General features: G+C 70.0%; 18 protein-coding genes and 1 pseudogene. 11 read left to right on the top strand and 8 right to left on the bottom strand.

All coding sequences use genetic code 11. The features are described 5' to 3' along the window. Window positions 1-145 precede the first annotated feature (145 nt). From AB0D59_RS04145 to AB0D59_RS04135, 3 genes are all read left to right on the top strand, one after another. Window positions 146-526: a nuclear transport factor 2 family protein gene (locus AB0D59_RS04145; protein ID WP_362560522.1), complete on the top strand. Its 381-nt coding sequence runs from the start codon at window positions 146-148 to the stop codon at window positions 524-526. 491 nt (window positions 527-1017) lie between these two features. Next, window positions 1018-1695: a response regulator transcription factor gene (locus AB0D59_RS04140; protein WP_362560519.1), complete on the top strand. Its 678-nt coding sequence runs from the start codon at window positions 1018-1020 to the stop codon at window positions 1693-1695. A gap of 40 nt (window positions 1696-1735) precedes the next feature. Next, the gene (locus tag AB0D59_RS04135) at window positions 1736-2977 is read left to right on the top strand and encodes an ATP-binding protein (protein WP_362560518.1); all 1242 of its coding nucleotides are present in this window, start codon (window positions 1736-1738) and stop codon (window positions 2975-2977) included. A gap of 227 nt (window positions 2978-3204) precedes the next feature. Here the strand turns inward: AB0D59_RS04135 and AB0D59_RS04130 are convergent, their stop codons facing one another. Then, window positions 3205-3627: a helix-turn-helix domain-containing protein gene (locus AB0D59_RS04130; protein WP_217567627.1), complete on the bottom strand. Its 423-nt coding sequence runs from the start codon at window positions 3625-3627 to the stop codon at window positions 3205-3207. A gap of 172 nt (window positions 3628-3799) precedes the next feature. Between AB0D59_RS04130 and AB0D59_RS04125 the strand changes: the two genes are divergently transcribed. The 5 genes and pseudogenes from AB0D59_RS04125 to AB0D59_RS04105 all read left to right on the top strand — a co-directional run bounded on the left by AB0D59_RS04125 (window position 3800) and on the right by AB0D59_RS04105 (window position 7487). Next, complete coding sequence (locus AB0D59_RS04125) at window positions 3800-4417, top strand: nuclear transport factor 2 family protein (RefSeq protein WP_362560516.1); 618 nt, start codon at window positions 3800-3802, stop codon at window positions 4415-4417. Further along, window positions 4414-5358: an MBL fold metallo-hydrolase gene (locus tag AB0D59_RS04120; RefSeq protein ID WP_362560515.1), complete on the top strand. Its 945-nt coding sequence runs from the start codon at window positions 4414-4416 to the stop codon at window positions 5356-5358. Before AB0D59_RS04125 ends, AB0D59_RS04120 begins: the two co-directional genes overlap by 4 nt. A gap of 66 nt (window positions 5359-5424) precedes the next feature. Beyond that, window positions 5425-5604, top strand: a pseudogene (locus tag AB0D59_RS04115) (ATP-binding protein); the annotation flags it as partial. A 382-nt stretch (window positions 5605-5986) separates the two neighbouring features. Further along, window positions 5987-6349 (top strand): hypothetical protein, encoded by a 363-nt coding sequence (locus AB0D59_RS04110; protein ID WP_362560514.1) that lies wholly within the window; start codon window positions 5987-5989, stop codon window positions 6347-6349. 328 nt (window positions 6350-6677) lie between these two features. After that, the gene (locus AB0D59_RS04105) at window positions 6678-7487 is read left to right on the top strand and encodes an MBL fold metallo-hydrolase (RefSeq protein WP_362560512.1); all 810 of its coding nucleotides are present in this window, start codon (window positions 6678-6680) and stop codon (window positions 7485-7487) included. Between the two features lie 313 nt (window positions 7488-7800). On the opposite strand, the gene AB0D59_RS04100 is transcribed toward AB0D59_RS04105, so the two are convergent. Next, window positions 7801-8754, bottom strand: coding sequence for an AraC family transcriptional regulator (locus AB0D59_RS04100; protein WP_362560510.1), 954 nt, complete (start codon window positions 8752-8754; stop codon window positions 7801-7803). A 171-nt stretch (window positions 8755-8925) separates the two neighbouring features. Between AB0D59_RS04100 and AB0D59_RS04095 the strand changes: the two genes are divergently transcribed. Then, window positions 8926-9516 carry a flavodoxin family protein gene (locus AB0D59_RS04095; protein WP_362560508.1) on the top strand — a complete coding sequence of 197 codons (591 nt, stop codon included), beginning with the start codon at window positions 8926-8928 and terminating at the stop codon, window positions 9514-9516. Between the two features lie 1219 nt (window positions 9517-10735). Here the strand turns inward: AB0D59_RS04095 and AB0D59_RS04090 are convergent. The 5 genes from AB0D59_RS04090 to AB0D59_RS04070 all read right to left on the bottom strand — a co-directional run bounded on the left by AB0D59_RS04090 (window position 10736) and on the right by AB0D59_RS04070 (window position 16478). Then, window positions 10736-11695, bottom strand: coding sequence for a hypothetical protein (locus AB0D59_RS04090; RefSeq protein ID WP_362560505.1), 960 nt, complete (start codon window positions 11693-11695; stop codon window positions 10736-10738). A gap of 379 nt (window positions 11696-12074) precedes the next feature. Beyond that, window positions 12075-12836 carry an SDR family oxidoreductase gene (locus AB0D59_RS04085; RefSeq protein WP_362560502.1) on the bottom strand — a complete coding sequence of 254 codons (762 nt, stop codon included), beginning with the start codon at window positions 12834-12836 and terminating at the stop codon, window positions 12075-12077. 69 nt (window positions 12837-12905) lie between these two features. Further along, window positions 12906-14456, bottom strand: a complete 1551-nt coding sequence (locus AB0D59_RS04080; RefSeq protein ID WP_362560500.1) for an altronate dehydratase family protein — start codon at window positions 14454-14456, stop codon at window positions 12906-12908. Window positions 14457-14555: 99 nt separating this feature from the next. Beyond that, entirely contained in the window at window positions 14556-15434 is an 879-nt protein-coding gene (locus AB0D59_RS04075; RefSeq protein ID WP_362560498.1) for an SMP-30/gluconolactonase/LRE family protein, read from the bottom strand. 111 nt (window positions 15435-15545) lie between these two features. Next, window positions 15546-16478: a LysR family transcriptional regulator gene (locus AB0D59_RS04070; protein ID WP_362560496.1), complete on the bottom strand. Its 933-nt coding sequence runs from the start codon at window positions 16476-16478 to the stop codon at window positions 15546-15548. A gap of 136 nt (window positions 16479-16614) precedes the next feature. On the opposite strand from AB0D59_RS04070, the gene AB0D59_RS04065 reads away from it, so the two are divergent. Continuing rightward, window positions 16615-17817, top strand: coding sequence for a mandelate racemase/muconate lactonizing enzyme family protein (locus AB0D59_RS04065; RefSeq protein WP_362560494.1), 1203 nt, complete (start codon window positions 16615-16617; stop codon window positions 17815-17817). 35 nt (window positions 17818-17852) lie between these two features. Next, window positions 17853-18611 carry an SDR family oxidoreductase gene (locus AB0D59_RS04060; RefSeq protein WP_362560492.1) on the top strand — a complete coding sequence of 253 codons (759 nt, stop codon included), beginning with the start codon at window positions 17853-17855 and terminating at the stop codon, window positions 18609-18611. Between the two features lie 21 nt (window positions 18612-18632). Here AB0D59_RS04060 and AB0D59_RS04055 read toward each other — a convergent pair whose 3' ends face one another. Next, on the bottom strand, window positions 18633-20963 hold the full coding sequence (locus AB0D59_RS04055) for a glycoside hydrolase family 95 protein (protein WP_362560490.1): 2331 nt from the start codon (window positions 20961-20963) through the stop codon (window positions 18633-18635). Window positions 20964-21084 lie beyond the last annotated feature (121 nt).

Below are 21084 nucleotides of genomic sequence, written 5' to 3'. Positions count from 1 at the left end.
GTCCCACACCCCCATGCGTGGAACCTGCGGCGGCGGCCGGCACGGCGCTGCTGCCCGCAGAGCATCCTGGCGGACCTTCACACGCGGGTCGCGGCACCCGCCATTTCAACGATCTGCGCAACATCCAATTCTGAGAGGAACCACCATGCTGACTCCCATCACCGACCCGGCGCAGCTCCCCCCGGCCTTCGAGCAGGCCATGAACTCCGGGAAGCTTGACGAGGTCCTGAGCCTGCTCGCGCCCGGTGCGGTCATGCGTACCGTCACCGGTGAGACCGTCACCGGTCAGGCGCTGCGCGACTACACGGCCGGGTCGATCGCCGGCAACTCCCAGCTGTCCAACGGCCCGTCGCGCGTCGTGGCCGGCGACGACATCGCGTTCATCAGCGAGGAGTGGACCCTCGAGATCACCGGTCCCGACGGCAACCGGAAGAAGGCCACCGGCACCACTGCCAACGTCGCCCGTCGTGGTCAGGACGGCACCTGGCGCATGGCCATCCTCAACCCCCTCGGCACCGCCGCCTGAGCATCCGGGCCGGGCTCCCTGGTGCCCGGCCGCCCGCTCACCAACCGGCGTCCGTCCCTGGTTTTCGTTCACGCTGGGGTGGCTCGCAGCACACCCGGCGACCGGTCATCGAACAGCGGGCCGACGGCGCGCTCGGCTGTGGCGAATTGGTCGTGGTGGGCTGCTTCGATGCTGTCCGTCCAAGAGGTCCTTCGCGGGGCGCGAGTTCGACGGGCACCGTGGGCGACGGGAGCGGCAGGCCCCGGGTCGGGGTGGCAGGCACTGACCAGGACCGAGCCGGCGGTCACCCGTCTGATCGGCTCCGGGCTCACCAACAGGGCCGCCGCCGACCTGGGTCTGTCGCCGAACACGATGGGCACCTGGGCGACCCGGTAGACGATGGGGTCACCACCCGGTCGCGCGGGCAGTCCGATCCGTCGGCTGAAGGGTCGCTGAACGTCCTGAAGATCCTCTTCAGCGACTGGCGCGACCGGTCGGGCAAGGTAGAGGGCATGCGTGTGCTGGTGATGGACGACGACACCCGTCTCGTGGAGCTGCTCCAACAGGGCCTGCGAGCAGAGGGTTTCGCGGTGGACGCCGCGAGCGACGGCCTTGACGGTCTCGCCAGGGCGGCGGCGGACACCTACGACGTGATCATTCTCGACGTCATGATGCCGGGCCTGAACGGCTACAAGGTCTGCGCCCACCTGCGGTCGATCGGCGACAACACCCCGATCCTGATGCTGACGGCGAAAGACGGTGAGTACGACGAAGCGGAAGGGCTGGAGACCGGGGCCGACGACTATCTGACGAAGCCCTTCTCTTTCGTCGTCCTCACCGCCCGGCTGCACGCCCTGATACGTCGCGCGCGGCCGGAGCGGCAGATCGTCCAGCACTTCGGGGACCTGGAGATCGACACCGGAGCCCGCCGCTGCCGCCGCGGAGGCACGGATATCGCCCTCACTCCTCGCGAGTTCGATGTCCTCGCGCTGCTCGCGGCAACGCCGGACATCGCCATCAGCAAGGCCGCCATCCTGGACCGGGTCTGGGACAGCGCGTACGAGGGCGGCCCGAACATCGTGGAGGTCAACGTCAGTGCTCTTCGCCGGAAAATCGACCGTCCCTTCGGCCGGGCCAGTATCCAAACCGTGCCCGGTGGGGCCTACCTGCTCCGCTCCGACGGAGCATGACCGCAGACACCGCCGGCGCCTGTGGCTGCGGCCGCAGACCGTGCGCGTCCGTGCCACCGTCGCCGTCGCACTGGTCGCCAGCCTTGCCCTCGCCGCCTGCTCGGTGGTCCTGCTCTACGCCGTCCACACCAACCTGGTCACCTCCGCCCAGAACGCGGCTCGTGACCACGTCGACAAGGCAGCCCACCAACTCGGCTCAGGAACACCTCCGGCCGACGTACAGGCCGCCCTGCCGGACATCATCCTGGACACCGCACACCCTGCCGATGCGTCGTCCACCGCGTCGGCAGACGAGGGTGCCAGTGCCAGCGTGGGCACGCCCACGGGGCCGATCGTGGTGCAGGCGTTCGCGAACCGTGCTCCCGCGCATACCGCCGTCATCACTCTGACCTGGGCCCTGGTCCCCAGTACCGCCGTGCTGGTCCTGCTGGTGGCCTACCTGGCGTGGTACGCCATGGGCCGGGCACTGCGACCGGTGGAGAACATCCGTGCCGAGTTCGCCGACATCACCGCCCACAGTCTCCAGCGGCGCGTCCCCGTCCCCGACTCCGACGACGAGGTCGCATCGCTGGCGGAGACGATGAACGGCACTCTCGATCAACTCCAGCGCGCCGTCGGCCGCCTGCGGACCTTCACCTCGGATGCCTCGCACGAACTGCGCGGCCCGCTCACCACCCTGAAGGCCCGTCTCGAGCTGGCCCTGGCCCGTCCCGACCGGGCTGAATGGACCGCGGTCGGCAGCGAGGCGCTGCGCGACACCACACGTCTTGGGGACATCGTCGCCGATCTGCTGCTCCTTGCCCGCCTGGATGCGCGCCAGCCCCTGAAGCTCCAACCCCTGCGCGTGACCGACCTCTTGCGACGGACCCTCGCCGAGCGCTACCCCGGTCAACCTGTCGTCCTCGTGGCGGACTCCGACCCTGATGAGACGGTTCTGGGCAGTCGTACGGCACTCGCCCGCCTCTTCACGAACCTCCTCGACAACGCTCTGCGCCACGCACACAGCACGGTGACGGTGGAGGTGCGGCACACGGAGCACGACGTGGTCGTCGAGGTGAGCGACGACGGCCGGGGCATCCCCGAACCCGACCGGGAGAGGGTCTTCGACCGATTCACGCGTCTGGACGACGCCCGTACCCGCAGCGAGGGAGGGACTGGTCTTGGCCTCGCCATCGCCCGCGACATCGCGACCGCCCACGGGGGGACGCTCACTGCGGAATCGCCTCGGACCACCGACGGGGGTGCCCGTCTGCTCCTGATCATCGCCAGGCAAGAGGGGTGACCGCGTGCCTCCGGTACCCCGGATCGGGGACCCGGGCGCGATCCGGTGAGAGGCGAATCCGGTGGAAGGGACAGCTCCGATGGCGCTGAACCACTCCAGGGCGCCGACCGGAACGCGCGGTGGGCCGCGGGATCGGCGCGGAAGACACGGCTCAGGGCCCGGCTTGTGGTGGGCGGAGGCGGCCGGCGCGAGGTTCCGGGCCGGAGGGCGTGCGAGACGCGAGGCGCTCAGGGGCGTATCTGCGGCGGGTGGGTGCCTCCCACCACGGCCAGGTCCTCGAAGCGGATCTCCTCGCCGCAGGCTGCGCAGTCCGCTCGGGTGTGCAGGACGGCACCGCATCGGTGCTGGAACTCCGCTGTGGCATTGCCGTCCCGGCAGTACGTGTCGCCCCACTCCTTGAGGGCGGCGAGCACGGGGAGCAGGGCCCGGCCCGCCTCCGTGAGGACGTACTCGTCGCGCGGCGGATGCTCGCTGTAGCGCCGCCGTTCCACGACGCCGGCTGTCTCCAGCCGACGCAGTCGTGTGGACAGCAGCGTCCGGGAGAGCCCGACGGCGTCGGCGATCTCGGAGAAACGCCGGTTGCCGTACAGCAGCTCGCGCACGATCGGCAGCGAATGGCGTTCACCGACGACTGCTACCGCGTCGGTCACAGAACAGACACGGGGTGTCGGTGCAGATTCAGTACTCACTGTGCTAGGTTAACGTCACCAGTGAGTACATTTTTTGTACTCACTTCTCCGGGTGCAGCCGCCGCCCTCAACGGGGTCCGGTGCGACCGTACGACGGTCAAACCCCGCTTGCGAACGACAAGAGGCGAACGTCATGGGCAATGAAGCCAACAAGCAGGTCGTCCTCGCGGCCATCGACGACACCACCGGGCGCAAGAACCAGGTGCACCGTGTACTGGCACAGGGGGACTTCGTCGTGACTCACGCCACGACGACGTTCCCCGACGGTGGCCGGGCCGCAGCCTTCGATCTCTGGCAGATCGCGGATGGACAGATCGCCGGCCACTGGGGCGACCAGGAGCCGATCGCGGAACGGACGGCCAACGGTCACACCCAGGTCGACGGCGTCGCCGTCATCGACGCGACGGCCGACACGGACGCCACGCGCAGGGCGGCGGAAGAGACGGTGCGCACGATTCTGGTCGACAACGACTTCTCCGACCTGGACCACTACCTGGCGGGCGAGTCCTACATCCAGCACAATCCCCGCTTCGCCGACGGCATCAGTGGACTGGCGGCCGCACTGGGGGAGTTGGCGAAGTCCGGCCGGTCCCTCAAGTACTCCGACGTACTCGACGTCGTCGCCGAGGGGAACTTCGCCTACGTCCGTTCGGTGGGCGTCTTCGCGGGCGCCGACTTCGTGTTCCACGACCTGTTCCGGGTGGCGGACGGGCGAGCCGTCGAGCACTGGGACGTCATGGTCCCGAGATGAAAGGGGCGGCCGGGCTGTCCGGCCCCGTCAAGGTGCCACCAGGCAACCACCACACGGAAAAGGGCGTGGTAGAGATGGTCTCCCAGACCGATTTGGCGTACGAAGTCTTCATCTCCGATCCGATCCCCACCAGCGTCACGGATCCCGTTCCCAACGGAGACCTGTTCTCCTGGTCGCCGATGTCGACCACGCTCATCTATGGGGAGACGAGCGCAGTACTGGTCGATCCCCCGCTGACGATCGAACAGGCCCGGAGGGTGGGTGACTGGGTCGAACGGTCGGGCAAGCGCCTTGAACACATTTTCATCACGCACGGCCACGGTGACCACTGGTTCGGCTCCGGCCCTCTGGTCGAGCGCTTCCCCGGCGCCGTGGTACTCGCCGGCGAGGACAGCATCCGTCTCATGCGGCAGCAGAGCTCGGCGGAATTCAGAAAGGCCCAGTGGGACAACCTGTTCCCCGGTCAGATCCCGCCGACTCCCGTGCTCGCACGGCCCGTACCAGCGCAAGGATTTCTTCTGGAGGGCAACGTTCTGCGCTCCGTCGAAGTCGGACACAGCGATACCGACGGCACCACGGTGCTGCACGTTCCCTCGATCGGGCTCGTCGTCGCCGGCGATGTCGTTTATAACGGCGTGCACGCGTACCTCTCCGAATCTGCGGATGGCGGGCGTGCACAGTGGCTTCAGGCGCTCGACGCGGTCGAGCGCCTCGCGCCGCGCCACGTCGTCTGCGGGCACAAGAACAAGGCGCTTTTGGACAGTCCGGCCACCATCGAGGAAACTCGGCAGTACATCCGTGACGCGGACCGGCTCCTGAAGGAGACAACGAGCCAGATCGAATTCTTCGATGCCATGTGCGCCCTGCATCCCGAACGCCTCAACCGGGCGGTCGTGTGGCTCACGGCCACCGCGCTCATGGACGCGCAGAGCCGAACCTGAGACCAGCTTCGGCCGCAGCGCGATGCGAGACGCCCCGTAGCTGTGTTGCGCCATGGCCTTGTGCCGGACCGCCGGTCGATCATCCTGACCTCGAACAGGAGCTTCAGCGAGTTCGGTCAGGTCTTCGGCGACGAGGTCCTCGCCACCGCCATCCTGGACCGGCTCCTCCATCACTGCGAGGTCGTCCCGATCAACGGCCCTGGCTACCGCCTCACCGCCATCGACGGCGAAGCCGGCATCGCCTGACGGACCCGGCAGGCACTTGCTTCCGCCATGCCCGTGATCATGCCTTGCGGCCGGGCGCCGAGGGAACGCGTTCCCCAACCTACGTAGTGCTCTGCTTCTGGTTCTCGGCGAAGTCCTCCGCAGACAACTCTGCGCGTCCACTCCTCAGCGAGGACGAGACCCGCACGCTGATCGAGCTACTCGGCAAGCCGACCCCCCACTCCGTCGACTTCGACGTCAGGCATCGGGCCTGAGACATCAGGTGTTGAAGGAGATCTTCAGAACGTTCAGCGGATCTTCAGCAGGCCCGGGCGAGAGTTGCCTCGATCTCGATCCCGAGGGAACGGGGGCCGGACGTGTGCCGGTACTCCTGTCTCCCTCCACCTGCGAAGGAGCTGATCACATGAAGGTGCGTAGGAACGGCATCTCGCGTCGTCAGGGTGCCGTGATGGCCGGCGTACTGGCCGCACTGCTCGCCTCGGGTGGGGTTGCCGCTGCGGCCTCGGCCGGCAGCAGTGCCACCAAGCACGACGGCGTCACGGTCTCGGAGGCGCCCGGCAACCCGCACCCGCACCACATCACGCCGGGCACCGCCAAGAAGCTGCGAGACCTCCCGGTCGTCGAGGGCGGCCCCGTCACGGGCGAGGAGCCGTCCGTCGTCGAGGTGCCCGGCGCGAAGCCGAAGGGCTGGGATCTCGGCGAGGCCACGCCGGTGAAGGGCGCCCCGGTCGTCGTCGGCGGCGAAGGCAACACCACGCTGCGCTAGCCGCACGGTGACACGGCAGGCGTGGGGCTGCCGAGTCGTCACCGCGGAACGTCCGGCCGGAGAAGTTCGGCCGGACGTTTTGCATGGCATCTGTATAACAGGCAGGACTTCGCGCGAAATCTTGCTCTTCTCCCCTGAGGGGATCGCCGGGCTGTCGGATTTTGACCATGGGGAGTCGTCTGCGTATCCGATGACGACAAGCTTCTGAGCATAGTTTTGACGGTGTCGCCTCGGCCGACGCGCTCACCCATGCCCTGGACCAGCACGTGGCCGCCACCACGGCCGCCTGAAGCCACCGTCACGCAACCCCTCCAAGGACAGTGCACCCATGTCCAGCCTGACGTATTCCGTTCACACGGCCGGTGACACCGGCCTGAGCAAGTCGTCCGTCCTGGTCACGGGCGAGCGCGAAGCACTCCTGGTCGACGGCCAGTTCACGCTCGCCGAGCAGCACCGGGTCCTGGCGGACGTCCTCGACAGCGGCAAGGAGCTGACCACCGTCGTGGTCACCACCGCCGACCCTGACTACTACTTCGGCCTGGAGGTGATCCGCCGGGCGTTCCCGGAGGTGCGGATCGTCGCCACCGCCACCACCGTGGAGCGGATCAAGAGCAGTTGGCAGGGCAAGCTCAAGACCTGGGCACACCTGGGCAGGAACCTGCCCACCGAGGTGATCGTCCCGGAGGCGCTGAAAGGAGACCACGTCACCATCGAGGGCCACGACTTCGAGCTGCGCGGCGGCCACCCCGACCTGGTCTGGCGCACCGAGTACCTGTGGCAGCCCGAGGACCGCGCGGTGGTGGGCGGGGTCCTGCTCTTCGCCGGTCTGCATGCGTGGACCGCCGACACCCCTACGCCGCGTGAGCGGCACGCCTGGGCCGAGACGCTCGCCGAGATGGAGCGGCTCGCCCCGCGGTTCGTGGTCGCCGGCCACAGGTCCGCCGACTCCGCCACCGATGCTTCGGTGATCGGATCCACTCGCACCTACCTCGCCGAGTTCGAGGAGGAGCTGGCCAAGCACGGCAACGACTCCGAGGCTCTGAAGTCCGCGATGCTCCAGCGTTACCCAGACCTGGGCCTGGCGGTGGCTCTGGACCTGGGCACCAAGGTCGCCACCGGCGAGATGAACTGGGGCTGACCCGTACTCACGACGCGCCCGCGCGCCGGGTGGTGGGCCATCGCGACCACCCCCCGGCGCGCGACCGCCGCGGACGTCCTGACCTACGGTGTCCTCTGATGGCCGGCTGGGCCGCCTCGGGCGGGGACCGGTGGCGGATCGCCTGCGCCGCGGTTGACTCCGTCCCTGCCCGGCCGGACGGCGCGCTGTTCATCGCCGAGGCCGTGTCCTCAGCGGCGGTCCTCGACGTCACCCTGCTGCCCATGTGCACCGGACTGGCGATGGGCGGGCTCTGTGGGTCTTTGTCTCTTGGTCCCGCTCCCGGGAGCGATGCTCACCGCCCAGGCCGCCTGGCGTCGGGCGCTTCGCTCCCGCCATCCTCCGAGGAGCGGCCGCGGACGGTCGCGCGGAAGGCGATCGGAGACTGGCCGGTGCGCTGGTGGAAGAACTTGCTGAAGTTGGTGGCACTGGTGAAGCCCAGTTGCGCCGCGACACGGGCGGCTGATTGATTGCCGTGCGCCAGAAGGCGCTTGGCTTCCAGGACGACCCGCCGGTCGATGAACTCCTTCGCCCCCACCCCGGCTCCGGTCAGCGCGGCCCTGGAGAGGGTGCGCGGTGAGTAGCCCAGGGCCCGGGCGTAGTCCTCCAGACGGCGGGTGCGGGTGAAGTCGCTTTCGACCGCGTCACGGAAGTGGAGGAATGCCTCCCCTGGGTCCGGTGCCGGGCTGCCGACGGGCGCGGTGCGCTGCGAAAGGCGCAGCACGAGGACTGCCAGCAGGTGGCGCAACACCGCCACGTGCGCCTCCAGGGAGATGCCACGCAACGCCTGGAACTCCAGCGCCAGATGGTCCCCGGCCATCTCCAGCGCGTGACGGTCCTCGGGACCGGGAACCTGGAGCGCGGGGGCGTACGGATCATCCATCCGCGCTGCAGCCACGGTGGCCGGATCCAGGAAGTCGCCCTCGAAGAGGACCAGGGTGCCCTCGGCGTCGCCCAGATCACCCCACTGCTGCACCTGACCAGGTCGGGTCCAGAGCCAAGAGCCCGGCTCAAGGGCGTAACCGGTGAAGTCCACCGTGTGCCACAGCGAGCCGCTGGAGAGGGTGATCAAGTGGTGGAACGTGGGTCGCTGCGGTGCCTGCAGCCGTCCTTCGCCCATGTGGACGGCGGCCCGCTCCCGCAGGTCGGCCAGAGAAATGATTTCGATGCCGGCAGGGGTGCCGACGGCGGGAGCGAAGCCGATGTCCGCGATCTCGCGCGACGTGCCCTGTCGTTTTCTCACCGTCACCAGTAGCCACCATCACGCAGGGAACCTGGCCGATGTCAGCGTAACCGGAGTAGCCGTCACACCCAAGTGTCGGATTTTAACCATGATCTGTCAGCCTCCTACCCGGTTCACCTGCGAGGGCGCCAATAAGTTGAATCTCGAAGCTTTCGTTTTCAAGCGTAGGAGGTACTTGTGACTTCGCCCATCGTGTCCATCGCCTATCACTCCGGCTACGGCCACACCGCCGTCATCGCCGAGGCTGTCCAGCGTGGCGCCAAGGAGGCCGGCGCCGTCGTGAACCTGATCGCCATCGGTGAGATCACCGACGCTCAGTGGAGGCAGCTGGACGCCTCGGATGCGATCATCTTCGGTTCCCCCACCTACATGGGAACCGCTGCCACCGCTTTCCACGGCTTCGCGGAGGCCAGCTCCGAGCGTTGGTTCGGACAGGCCTGGAAGGACAAGCTGGCGGCCGGATTCACCAACTCGGCTTCCAAGGCGGGCGACAAACAGTCGACCCTCCAGTACTTCGCGACGCTGGCGTCGCAGCACGGTATGCACTGGATCGCGCTCGGCCTGCCGGGGGGCTGGAACTCGTCCAAGGGGAGCGAGAACGATCTCAACAGGCTGGGCTTCTTCCTGGGTGCCGCCGCTCAGTCCAACGCGGATCAGGGGACCGAGGGGGTGACGGCCAGCGACATCGCCACCGCCGAGGCGCTGGGGCGTCGCGTCGCGGATGCCGCCGCCACGTGGGTGGCCGGCCGCGCCGCACGCGCCGCCTGATCGCGGGCCCTTCGCCCCGGCTGCCGGGTTTCCGTACGGCGCCGGGGCGGGCGGCGGATCCTTGCTCTCAATCGACCACCCGGCGGCGAACTCGCCCTGCCCCGCCCCGCCCCACCGCACCGTCAACCGGACATAGAGGGCCTTCGCCAAAAGCTTGCGCAGCTTGCCGGGGAGGCTGTCCAGGGCGGGCATTTCTGACATGACGCGGTGGGCGACCAGGTGGGGCGTTCCCGTCCCGAAGGGCAGGCCGCTTGCGGAGTCGTAGCCGACGAGTGTGCCCCAGAGCGAAGATGTCGCCCTCGGGGGCGACGGTACCTGTGCGGCAGTGTCCGCGGCTGTCCAGCCGGTGGATCCTGGTCATAGGTGTCGGCACGTCTCACGGAGCGTCTGGCGGCAGAGCTATGGCCGCCAGCGGGTACCAGTTGGGGACCACGCGGTGTGCGCGATAGTGCACGAGGGAGCCCTCTGCGCACATCCTGCGTCCTGATTAAGTCTGCTATATGCGGAAAACACCTCTGACGCTCACGCCTGGGGGTCAAGGGGTCGCAGGTTCAAATCCTGTCGTCCCGACTGGAGACAGTCGCAGGTCAGGGTGTGTGTCAGAGGATTCTGGCACACACCCTTGGTCACTTCCGGGGACCGTTCGGGGATGTCACGGACCGGTGGACTCGCCGCGGATCCGCGGGCCGGTCGGGGGACTTGGCGCGCGCTGCCGTGCAGGCGGCGAACAGGGCGACATCTCCCCACCCGTGGTACTTGGCCGTGGGAGCGCCGCCCGAGGACTTCGGCAAGCCGTACGAGGGGTGCCCGGTCGGGGAGCGTGAGCGGGGATCGTCGGGTTCATCCTCCGCCTGCCTGTGCTGAGCCTGCCCCCCGGTGACCCGAGGCCGTCGCGGACCGCCTGTTCCGCGACCCGGACCAGCACGGCGGTCGACAGTGCCGTTGGAGACCCCGCGGACCGGCAGGCGGCCCGGCGACGGCATGACGCGCCGTCGCGGGCCTGCCAAGTACGGGTCGTGCGCTTCGAGTTCGATCCCGTTGATCCACGCAGGGGCGGGTCGTCTTCGTCGTCGCCAAGTGCCGGCCGACCGGGCTGCAGGCCGCCCCCCGGACGCCCCGGCGCCGCGTGTGCCGCCGGCCGACTTGTCGTCCGCCGTGGCAGCCGGCGCCGTACCAGGGGCCGGGGGGCGGGGCCACCGGGATCAGCCGGGCCGGGGGCTCAGTGGCGCAGGTGGCCGAGCACCACGTTGGGGTCGACGCCACTGTTGTATGCGGCGCTCGCCACGTACACCAGCCGACCGCTGACCGTCACCGAGGTCGGGGTGGACAGTCCGTCCGCGGCGGTGAGTACGGTCTGGGCGGTCTTGCCGGGGGTGACCAGGGCGACGCGGTCGAGGTTGCTCTGCGCGGCCAGCACGCTGTCGCCGTGGCCGGTGAACGCGAAGTCGTCGATGCTCTTGACCTGCGCGGCCACGGTGACCTTCCCCGCTTCGCCGTGCGGTCCCACCGGGATGCGCAGCAGGGTGCCCCGGTCGGAGTTGCCGATCCAGACCGCCCCGTTGTGGACCTTGACGCCGTTGGCGCCGTAGCCCTGCGCGTCGGGGCCGGTGCCGGGCAGCAGCAGCGGGTCGGTCGCCCACAGCCGCGCCTCGCCGGTGCGCGGCCAGGCCCGCCACACCGTGCCGGTGGCGGAGTCGGTGAGGAACAGGGTGCCGCTGTGCGGGTCGAGCGCCAGGCCGTTGGGGAAGGCGACCCCGGGCAGGTCCACGACCTTGACGGGGGTGCCGCCGTGGTGGCCGATCCGGTAGATCCCGGACGCGGGGCCCGCGTTGTAATTGACGTACAGGGTGCCGTCGGGTGCCCGGACGATGCCCTCGGCCCAGGCGATGCCGGAGGCGACGGCAGGCAGGGTCGCCAGCACGGTGACCCTGCCCTGCGGGGTGACCCGGACGACCTGCCGGGCGCCGAGCCACGTCAGGTCCGCGGAGCCGTCGGGCTCGGCGGTGATGTTCTCCGGCTGCTGCTGTGCGGCGATGTCGAAGTGCGCGAGCACGCGGGCCCCGCTCACGGGCGGCTCCGCGGCGAGGGCCGCGGTGCTCTGGGCGGTGGCGAGTCCGGCCAGGACGAGGGCGCTCAGCAACGTGGTTCGGCGGTGACGTGACACAAGACGACGGAACATCGGTACGACTCCTCGGGAAGGTGTTGCGGAACCCGGAGCGCTCCGGCCGGCGCCCCACACACCCGAACTTCCTTGCGTGCTCAAGCATTCCAGGGGAGCACTTCTGGCTGGATCTCGCCTACGCGTTTGCGAGGCGCCTCGCACCCGGGGCGGTTCTCCGCAGGCCGGCCCCCGGAGCCGTCCCGCTCCGGAGGCCCTCGCGGTCACCGCGGCAGACCGCCGCCAGCCGGCGGCAGGACCTGCCCGGTCGGAGCGGGGACCAGGGGGCGTGGCTGCTGCCGGGAGCCGCCGTACTGGGGGCGCCGGCCCGGCCGGCCTCGGCGGCTGATCCTGAGCGCGCACTGACGCCCCGCACCTCAGGGGTGTGCGCCGACAGCCGTCAGGCCGCTGTCATCCCGCCGTCGACCGTCAGGGCGGCCCCGTTGATGAACCGGCCCTGGTCTCCTGCCACGAAGGCGACGAGGGCGGCGACCTCCTCGGGGGTGCCGAGCCGGCCGTCGAGTTGCCGGGCCGCCATCGCCGCGCGGGCCGCGCCGGGATCGGGGGCGTCGGAGAGGATCTTGTCGATCCACTCCGTCTCGACCGTCCCCGGGCATATCGCCACACAGCGCACGCCTTCCTTGGCGTGATCCACCGCGACGGCACGCGTCAGCCCGACCAGCCCCGCCTTCGACGCGCAGTACGCGGCACGTCGTGCGAGGCCCACCTGTCCGCCCACGGAAGCGATGTTCACGATCACACCCGCACCGTCCGAGATCATGTGGGGCAGGACGGCCCGGGTCATGAAGAACGGCCCGGTGAGATTCACGCCCAGCACCAGGTCCCAGTCACTGTCGCTGGTCTCCAGCACGTTCGCCGCCACCCCGACTCCCGCCACGTTCACCAGGACGTCCGGGGATCCCAGCAGGCTGACGGTGGTGTCCACCGCCGCGGCGACCTCCTCGGCCCGGCGCAGGTCCAGGGGAACCTCGTGAGCGGTGCCCCCCTGCTTCTCGATCAGGATCCGGGTCCGGGACAGGCCGGCCCGATCGAGGTCCAGCAGGGCCACCGTGAAATCGTCACCGGCCAGCCGCAGGGCGGTTGCCCGGCCGATTCCCGAGGCGGCTCCGGTGACGAGGGCGGTCCTGTGCTGAAGTGTCATGCCGCGACCTTTCGTAGTGTGCGGACGTCCCGCGTCGACGCGCCGTACGTCGAAGAGGGCCTGTTCGTGTCAGAGGACGGCCCCCATGCGCCAGGGGACGATCTCCTCCGTCCCGAAGCCGAGTGCCTCGGACTTGCTCTCGACGCCCGACGCCATGTCCACAAGGGCCTCGAACAAGGCGGTGCCGTACGAGACCTGGTCGGCGTGGCTCATGGCCGGGCCGGCGTCGAAGTCGATGTCGCCGCGCATCCGCTCGTACAGCCCGCTGGTGGTGCTGATCTTCAGGCAGGGGACCGGACGGGAGCCGAACAGCGAGCCGCGTCCGGTCGTGAAGGCGAGCAGGTTTGCGCCGCCGGCGACCATGCCGGTGGCCGACACGGGGTCGTAGCCGGGCGTGTCCATGAAGGTGAGGCCCGGCGCGGTGACCGGTTCGCCGTACCCGACGACGTCGTTCAGCGGGCTGGTCCCGGACTTGAGTACGGCGCCCAGGGACTTCTCCCAGATGGTGGTGATCCCGCCGGCCCGGTTTCCGCGCGACGGATTGTTGTCGAGTGTCGCGCCGCCCGCGGCCGTGTACTGCTGCCACCAGGCGATGAGTTCGTCGATCCGGGCCGCGGCCTCGGGGTTCGACGCCCGGTCGCGCAGCAGGTGGTGGGCGCCGTAGATTTCGGGGGTCTCGCCGAGGACGACCTTCCCGCCGGCCGCGACGAGCAGGTCGGCCGCGACACCGAGGGTGGGGTTGGCGGTCAGTCCGGAGTAGGCGTCGCTGCCGCCGCACTGCAGGCCCAGTGTCAGCTCCGCGAGGGGGATCGGTGTGCGGCGCGACGTCGTGATCCCGGCGACCAGGTGCGCGATGCGGTCCAGTGCCGCGTTCACCGTCGCCGCGGTGCCGCCGAGGTCCTGGATGGTGAGGGTCTCGGGTCCGACGCCGTCGCCGAGGAGGTTCTCCGGCTGGTTCACCTCGCAGCCGAGGCTGATCAGGAGGGCCGCCGCCACGTTGGCGTGGCCGAGGTAGCCGCGCAGGGTGCGGCGCAGGATGGCGTCCCCCGGGGTGCCCTCCGCCATTCCGCAGCCGAGGTCGTGCGGGAGCGCGATGACGCCGTCGAGGCCGGGCGTCCCCTTGTGCCGCTCGTCGGCCCGCTGGGCGATCATCCGGGCGACCGTGGCGGAGCAGTTCACGGTCGGCACCACGACGATGTGGTTCCGGGTGGCCGCCCGCCCGTCCGCCCTGCGGTAACCGAGGAAGTGGTCGCGGGTGAGGGCGGCGGAGGCGGGCCGCGAGCGGGCCGGCGACGGACGCGCCGCCGGCTCCTGCCACCCGCCGATTCCCAGGTTGTGCACATGCACGTGGCCGCCCGCCGGGATGTCGGCCAGGGCCACGCCGATCACCTCGCCGTACTTGCGGACCGGCGCGCCCTTCGGAATGTCACGCAACGCGACCTTGTGCCCTGCGGCGATGTCCTCGACGGCCGGTGCCGTGCCGTCGGCGAGTTCGACGGGCGTCCCCCGTGCCACATCCCCGAGGAGCAGTCCTATGTCGTCCAGTCCGGGCCGGGGCACCAGCGGCCTGACGGCTGCCACTGGGCCCGCTGCCTCCGTGTCACGACCTTCAGTGTCCATGCCATCGACGGTATGACGCCAATACCGCACAAGGGAAAGACGGTTATCGATGGTCATTCATCCGGAATGCGAATGCCCAGTGCCCCGTGGGCGGTTCCGTCAGGCCCGGAACGGCTGGACGGGGACCCCCTGCGTACCGGTCTCGATGACGAAGACGGAACCGGACAGCGGGGACCTTTCCAGCTCCTCGGCGGACAGGCCGTTGCGGGCGGAGGTGATGTACAGGCGGCCGTCCGGACCGAACGCGCAACTGGTCGGCTGAAGGACGGGCACCGGAACGACCCCGACGACCCGCCCGGTCGGGTCGTACCGCCGCACCTCGCGGCCCCCGTGCATGGCCACCCAGAAACACCCCTCCACATCGACGGCGAGGCCGTCGGGAACGCCGGCCCCCTCGGTCTTGGCCAGCACCTCCAGGCGGCCGAGCTCTCCCGGCTCGGCGTGGAAGTCGGCCCGGTAGAGGAGGTTGGCGTAGCTGTCGGCGAGGTACAGGACGGTGTCCTCGGCGTTCCAGCCGAGGCCGTTCGGCAGGACGAGACCGTCCGCGACGACGACGCTCGGTCCGTCGCCGTCCCACCGGTGCAGCCGGCCCTGGCCCGGCGCGAACTCCATGTCGTTGCTGCCGGCCCAGAACCGGCCGTGGGAGTCCACCTTGCCGTCGTTCATGCGCAGGTTCGGCTCCGGCAGCACCGGGTCGACCAGCGTCAGCCCGTCGGCGGTGACGAAACCGAACCCGTCCGCCACCGCGGCGGCGAAGCCCTCCTGCGCGGCGCGGGGCGCGACCGCGCCGACCATCGTGCCGACCTCCGTGACGGTCTGCCTCCCGGTGGACAGATCGTCGTCGTACACCTTGCAGCCGTAGATGTCGACCCAGAGGAGATGCCCGGTACGCGGGTCGAACACCGGCCCCTCACCCACGTCCGACGTGTCGCTGCGTACCGCCACATCGAGATTCGAGTACGTACGGACAGTGGCCATCGCGACTCCGATCCTTGCGGCTTTCGACCAACCTCACCCCGGTCACCCCGAGATCGTCAACGGCGATTCACGGATGGGGGTTATTCGCCCCGCGAATGCGTCCCCGGCTCGTCAAAGCGGTGGAATGGCGGTCGTCCCCTCGGGCCGCGGAGCCTTTATCACCGCTCGGATGAAAGCCTGTGCGGCCGCGCCGAGCGGTCGCTCCGAGTGCCACCAGATTCCCACGTCCCGATACCGGTTGAGACGGTGAATGGGACGCATTTCCATTCCCTCGCGCAGGACCATCACCCCGCCCAGGTAGTTGATGATGCCGATTCCGTGCCCGGCCCGCACCATCGCGCCGAGCGTGGTCGGCTGATGGGACACGATTCCGCTCGGCGCGACCAGGTCCTTGATGCTCAACTCGACCTCGGCCTCGTAACCGACCACCGTGTTGGCGAGCGGATCGCCGATCGTGATCACGCGCTGGCCCGTGAAGTCCGCGAGATCGACCTCGCTCTTCTCCAGCAGGGGATGGCCGGTCGGGGCGAGCATGACGAAGGGCTCCCGCCACAACGGACGCATGGTGAAGGCGTGGTCGTGCGGCTCCGGCCGGACCGTGCGCAGGGCCACCGAGACCCGGCGCTCGGACAGCGCCGCCTCGATGAAGTCCACGTCACCGTCCAGGACCGCCACCCGGATCCCCGGGTGCTTCTCCTGCAGCGCCGTGATGACCCCCGGGAGGAACTCCGAACTCCCGCTGGCGAAGCTCGCGACGGTGACGGTTCCCGTGATGTCGCCCCGGTCGGTCTGGCGGGCGGTGACCAGTTCGTCCGCCGCCGCGAGCACCGCCCGCGCCCGGGCCAGCAGAGCGCGGCCGTCGTCGGTGAGGGTGAGCGGCCGGATACGGCGCTCGATAAGCAGACAGCCGAGTTCGCGTTCCAGATTCGCGATGTGCGCCGAGACGCGTGGTTGCGACAAATGCAACTTTTCGGCCGCTCTGGTAAAGCCGCCGGTATCCACGACCTCGACCCAGGTTCGCAACCAGGCCAGTTCGAGAGTCATTGACCGAACCTCCTCGCCGCACAGCCATCCGCCGCCGGTACGGAATTCCTTCCGGCGGCAGGGCATCTGCGCGGCAGATCATGTGTATTCGCATTTCGCCGTTGACGAGTTCCGGCGGCCATGGCCGACTGGAACAATGACCGATCAGACTTCCTTCGGCACCGCCCGCGGCCTGTTGTCCGCGCACGGAGCGGACCTCCTGCGCGGCGACGACGGTGCGGTGATCACCTCCGTGGAGACCTACGCCCTCGCCGTGCCCCTGAAGCGGCCCATCGCCGACTCCACCGCCGCCATGGCGCACTGGACGGTACCCGTGGTCGAGATCCGCACCGCCGACGGCCGTATCGGCACGGGTATCTCCGGCGTGCACTGCGCTCCCGAACTCCTCTCCGACGTGATCCTTTCCTACTATGCCGATGCCCTTCTGGACACCTCGTCGGAGGACATCCTGGGCACCTGGAAGCGTCTGTACTGGCTGCCCACGCACTGGATGGGCCGGGCGGGCGTCGTGCACATGGCGCTGGCCATGGTCGACATCGCCCTGTGGGACCTCGCCGCGCAGCGGGCCGGCATGCCCCTGTGGCGCCTCCTCGGCGGCACGCAGGAGAGCGTGGAGGCGTACAACACCGACGGAGGCTGGCTCAACCTCTCCGACAGCGAACTCGTCCGGGACCTCACCGCGCTCGTCGACCACGGCTGGTCCCGGGTGAAGATCAAGGTGGGCCGGTCCGACTGGCGGGAGGACGCCCGCCGTGTGCGCGCGGTCCGCCGGGCGCTCGGCGACGACGTGACCCTGATGTGCGACGCCAACCAGCGCTGGGACCTGTCGACGGCGAACCAGATCATGCCCGTCCTGGAGGAGGCGGCGATGGACTGGGTCGAGGAACCCTTCCACGCCGACGACCTCCAGGCGCACGCCCGCCTCCAGGCGTCGACGCGGCTGGACGTGGCGGCCGGGGAGAGCATCTACTCCTACCACCAGTTCGCCTCCTTCATGGCGGCCGACGCCATCCGGGTCGTCCAGGCCGACGTCACCCGGGTCGGCGGGGTGACCGAGTTCCTGCAGATCGCCTCGCACGCGGCGGCTCGCGGACTGCGGTTCGCGCCGCACGCCGGCGACATGATGCAGGTGCACCAGCACCTGGTGGGGACGGTCCTGTCCGAGGTGCCGCCGCTGGTGGAGTTCATCCCCTGGACCCAGGAGGCCTTCGTCGAGCGCAGCGTCGTACGCGAAGGGCTCATGGAGCGCCCGCAGGGCCCGGGCGCCTCGACCGCGATCGATCCGGCCGCGCGCGTCCGCTGGCAGATCCCCGAAGTGGGGTCGGCCAGGACCCTGTGAAGCCGCCCCACGCATCCACCGACGGAAGGAACCAGATGTCCGAGTCGCCCCTGAGGCACACCGACGAGCGAGTGGCCGTCGTGACCGGCGCGGGCCAGGGAATCGGGCGCGCCATCGCCGTGGCGCTCGCGGCCCGTGGCGTACGGGTGGTCGTCACCGACCGCAACACGGAAACCGGCGCCGCCGTGGCCAAGGAGGTGGGCGGCGACTTCCTGCCCCTGGACGTCTCCGACCCCCGGGCCGTCGCGGAGACGGCCGACGAGGTCGTACGGCGCTTCGACCGCGTCGACGTCCTGGTCAACAACGCCGGCATCGCCCACGAGGACGCGGCCCTCGACGTCTCGGACGACGTCTGGAACCGCATCCTCGGCGTCGACCTGACCGGCACCTTCGTGGCCTGCCGCGAGTTCGGCCGCCACTTCGTGAGCCGACGCTCCGGATCGATCGTGAACATCTCCTCCATCGCCGCCTTCATCGGCTCCAATCCCGAGTACCACGTCGCCTACGACGTGGCGAAGGCCGGCGTGGCCCAGCTGGCGCGGTCCCTCGGGGTCGAGTGGGCGCCGTACGGGGTGCGGGTCAACGCCGTCGCGCCGGGCCGGACCCGCACCCCCATCCTCGACACCGTCGGGATGGACGATCCGCGGCGGATGACGCAGTGGATCGACCAGATCCCGATGGGCCGGCTGCTGGAGGCCGAGGAGATCGCGACGGCCGTGGCGTTCGTGGCGCTCGACGCAACCGCGATGACCGGGCAGACCCTGCTCGTCGACGGCGGCCAGATCGCCCAGTGACGACGCCACCGGCGCTTGCCCTCAGCCGAGGCCGAGGGCAAGCGTCTCTCCCTCCGCGAGCCGTACGTCGAGGAGGTCGGCGCCATACCGTACCCGGACGTCCGTGGCCCGGGACGCCCGGATCCGTGCGGCTTCCAGCCGTCCGTCGTGCCACCGGATGTCCACGGTGAGACCGCCACGGGCGCGCAGTCCGCACACGCTCCCCTCGGGCCAGCCGGACGGCAGCGCGGGCAGCAGCTCGACCTCGCGGCCGTCGGACTGCAGGAGCATCTCGGCGACTCCCGCCGTGCCTCCGGCGTTGCCGTCGAAGGAGTAGATGTTCTGCGCCGCGCCCGCCACCCCGCCGGCGGAGAACGTCATCAGGTTCGCCTCGCTGGCGTCCGCGATCAGGCTGGTGAGGTGCTCGAGGGCCGAGTCGCCGTCGAGGAGACGGGCGAAGTAGACCGTGAAGTTGGCCTCGACCCACTCGGTCTGCTCCCAGCCCGGGGCCTGCTGCCTGCGCTCGATGGTGACCTCGGCGGCGCGGGCGAGCTCCGGTGTGTCGCGCGGGGTGATCTGGCGCTCCGGGAACAGGGCGCTGAGATGGGACGTGTGCCGGTGGCTCGGCTCGGCCTCCTCGTAGTCGTGCAGCCACTCCTGCAGCTGCCCGTGGCGCCCGATCCGCAGCGGCGGCAGCCGACGGCGCGCGGCGGCGATCCTGGACCTCAAGTCGGCGTCGACACCAAGCAGTTCCGCACTCTCCGCGCAGATCCGCAGCACAGCCTCCATGAACACCCGGTCCGCAGTGGCCCCCATGGACACGGAGCACCGGCTGCCGTCGGGAGCGAGATACCAGTTCTCCGGCGATTCCGACGGCCCGGTGACGAGCAGCCCGTGCTCCGGCTCCTCGACCGCGTACGCCAGGAGGAACTCGGCGGCCCCGCGCAGGACCGGGTACGCGCGCTCCCGCAGGAACGTCTCGTCGCGGCCGTACTCGAAGTGCTCCCACAACTGCAGGGCGAGCCAGGCACCGCCGGTCACGTTCATGCCCCAGCCGATACCGGAACCGGGTGCCGTGTACCCCCACGCGTTGGTCACCGTGTGGGCGACCCAGCCCGGTGCACCGTACATCTGCTCGGCGGTGGCCCGGCCGTGGTCCGCCAGGCGCTCCAGGAAGCCGAACAGCGGTTCCTGGCACTCGGCCAGGTCGGTGGGTTCGGCGGCCCAGTAGTTCTGCTGGGTGTTCATGTCCAGGTGGAAGTCGTTCGTCCAGGCCGCGCTGCTGGCCAGGCCGTCGTTCCACAGCCCCTGCAACGCCAGCGGCAGGGGGGAGTCGCGGCGGGAGCCGGCCACGGTCAGGTAGCGGCCGTACTGGAAGTACAGCGCTATGAGAGCGTCGTCGGCCTGCCCGGAGGCGAGCCGGTCGCGGCGGGTGCCGGTGGGCTGGGCCGCGATGTCGGGCGGTGCCGATCCGAGATCCAGGGAGACCCGCCGCATCAGCGCTTGGTGGTCCGCGACGTGGGCGGCCCGGACGGCTTCGTATCCGGCTTCCAGCCCGGCGGCCAGCAGAGATTCCGCCCGGGCACGCGGGTCCGCTCCCGCCCAGTCGGTGCCGACGACGACGTAGACGACCGCGCTGTCGGCGCCTTCCAGGCGGAGGGCGTCGCCTGCGCGGTGCACGGTGCCGCCGTCGGTCTCGAGGTGGGCGTGGATCTCCAGGGCGACGCCCTGATGCCCGTCGCTGTGCAGGCTCTCGTAGGCGTGGCCGCCGAAGACGACGGAGGAGTCCGTGGTGGTCGTGTCACCGGGGAGCAGGCCGTCCCGGATGGACAGGGTGAAGCCGAGCGATCCGGGGCGGTCCGTGGTGAGGCGGATCGCGATCAGGCCGTGCGGGTTCGAGGCGAACACCTCGCGGGTGACGCGGACGCCGTCCTGCTCGTAGGTGACCGAGGCGAGGCCCGTGTCCAGGTCCAGGGTCCGACGGTAGTCCCGGGCCACAGGGCCGTCGGGGAAGGCGACCTGGACCTCGGGCAGGGGCAGGTTGGTCCCGAACGACCGTGGACTGCCCAGCAGATGCTCCGCCGCGAGCCGCTGCGCCTCGGCGTGTTCTCCGGCGAAGAGGAGTTCGCGGATGCGCGGCACCTGCGCCCGGGCGGTCGGGCTCAGGTCCGTTGCGGAGGGGCCGCCCGACCATGCGGTGGACTCGGAGAGCTGGATCCGCTCGCGGTCGGTGCCGCCGTGGACCATGCCGCCCAGACGGCCGTTGCCGAGGGGCAGCGCTTCGAGCCAGCGGGTGGCGGGACGGTCGTACCAGAGCGTTCCGGGCGGGTGGTGGACAGCGCGGAAGTCCTGGGTGGAGAAAGCTTTCAGCATGGCGTGCGCTTTCGAGACGGGTTGACTGCGAGGCGGGGTGACTGCGAGACGGGATGAGTGACGGAGGACGGCTCACGTCGGGCGGACGCGGGAGCGGCGCGGGCCGCACAGGAGAGGTGCT

The sequence above is a fragment of the Streptomyces sp. NPDC048417 genome (assembly GCF_040651615.1).
Taxonomy (GTDB): domain Bacteria; phylum Actinomycetota; class Actinomycetes; order Streptomycetales; family Streptomycetaceae; genus Streptomyces.
Note: the sequence above shows the minus strand (reverse complement) of the source record. Positions and strands in the feature narration are given on the sequence as shown.

Excerpts from the sequence above, each read along its gene's own strand:
- AB0D59_RS04055 (WP_362560490.1), bottom strand. The coding sequence starts at position 20,963 with ATGCTGAAAGCTTTCTCCACCCAGGACTTCCGCGCTGTCCACCACCCG.
- AB0D59_RS04060 (WP_362560492.1), top strand. The coding sequence starts at position 17,853 with ATGTCCGAGTCGCCCCTGAGGCACACCGACGAGCGAGTGGCCGTCGTG.
- AB0D59_RS04080 (WP_362560500.1), bottom strand. The coding sequence starts at position 14,456 with ATGGACACTGAAGGTCGTGACACGGAGGCAGCGGGCCCAGTGGCAGCC.
- AB0D59_RS04085 (WP_362560502.1), bottom strand. The coding sequence starts at position 12,836 with ATGACACTTCAGCACAGGACCGCCCTCGTCACCGGAGCCGCCTCGGGA.
- AB0D59_RS04110 (WP_362560514.1), top strand. The coding sequence starts at position 5,987 with ATGAAGGTGCGTAGGAACGGCATCTCGCGTCGTCAGGGTGCCGTGATG.
- AB0D59_RS04120 (WP_362560515.1), top strand. The coding sequence starts at position 4,414 with ATGAAAGGGGCGGCCGGGCTGTCCGGCCCCGTCAAGGTGCCACCAGGC.
- AB0D59_RS04090 (WP_362560505.1), bottom strand. The coding sequence starts at position 11,695 with ATGTTCCGTCGTCTTGTGTCACGTCACCGCCGAACCACGTTGCTGAGC.
- AB0D59_RS04140 (WP_362560519.1), top strand. The coding sequence starts at position 1,018 with ATGCGTGTGCTGGTGATGGACGACGACACCCGTCTCGTGGAGCTGCTC.
- AB0D59_RS04075 (WP_362560498.1), bottom strand. The coding sequence starts at position 15,434 with ATGGCCACTGTCCGTACGTACTCGAATCTCGATGTGGCGGTACGCAGC.
- AB0D59_RS04105 (WP_362560512.1), top strand. The coding sequence starts at position 6,678 with ATGTCCAGCCTGACGTATTCCGTTCACACGGCCGGTGACACCGGCCTG.
- AB0D59_RS04065 (WP_362560494.1), top strand. The coding sequence starts at position 16,615 with ATGACCGATCAGACTTCCTTCGGCACCGCCCGCGGCCTGTTGTCCGCG.
- AB0D59_RS04145 (WP_362560522.1), top strand. The coding sequence starts at position 146 with ATGCTGACTCCCATCACCGACCCGGCGCAGCTCCCCCCGGCCTTCGAG.
- AB0D59_RS04125 (WP_362560516.1), top strand. The coding sequence starts at position 3,800 with ATGGGCAATGAAGCCAACAAGCAGGTCGTCCTCGCGGCCATCGACGAC.
- AB0D59_RS04070 (WP_362560496.1), bottom strand. The coding sequence starts at position 16,478 with ATGACTCTCGAACTGGCCTGGTTGCGAACCTGGGTCGAGGTCGTGGAT.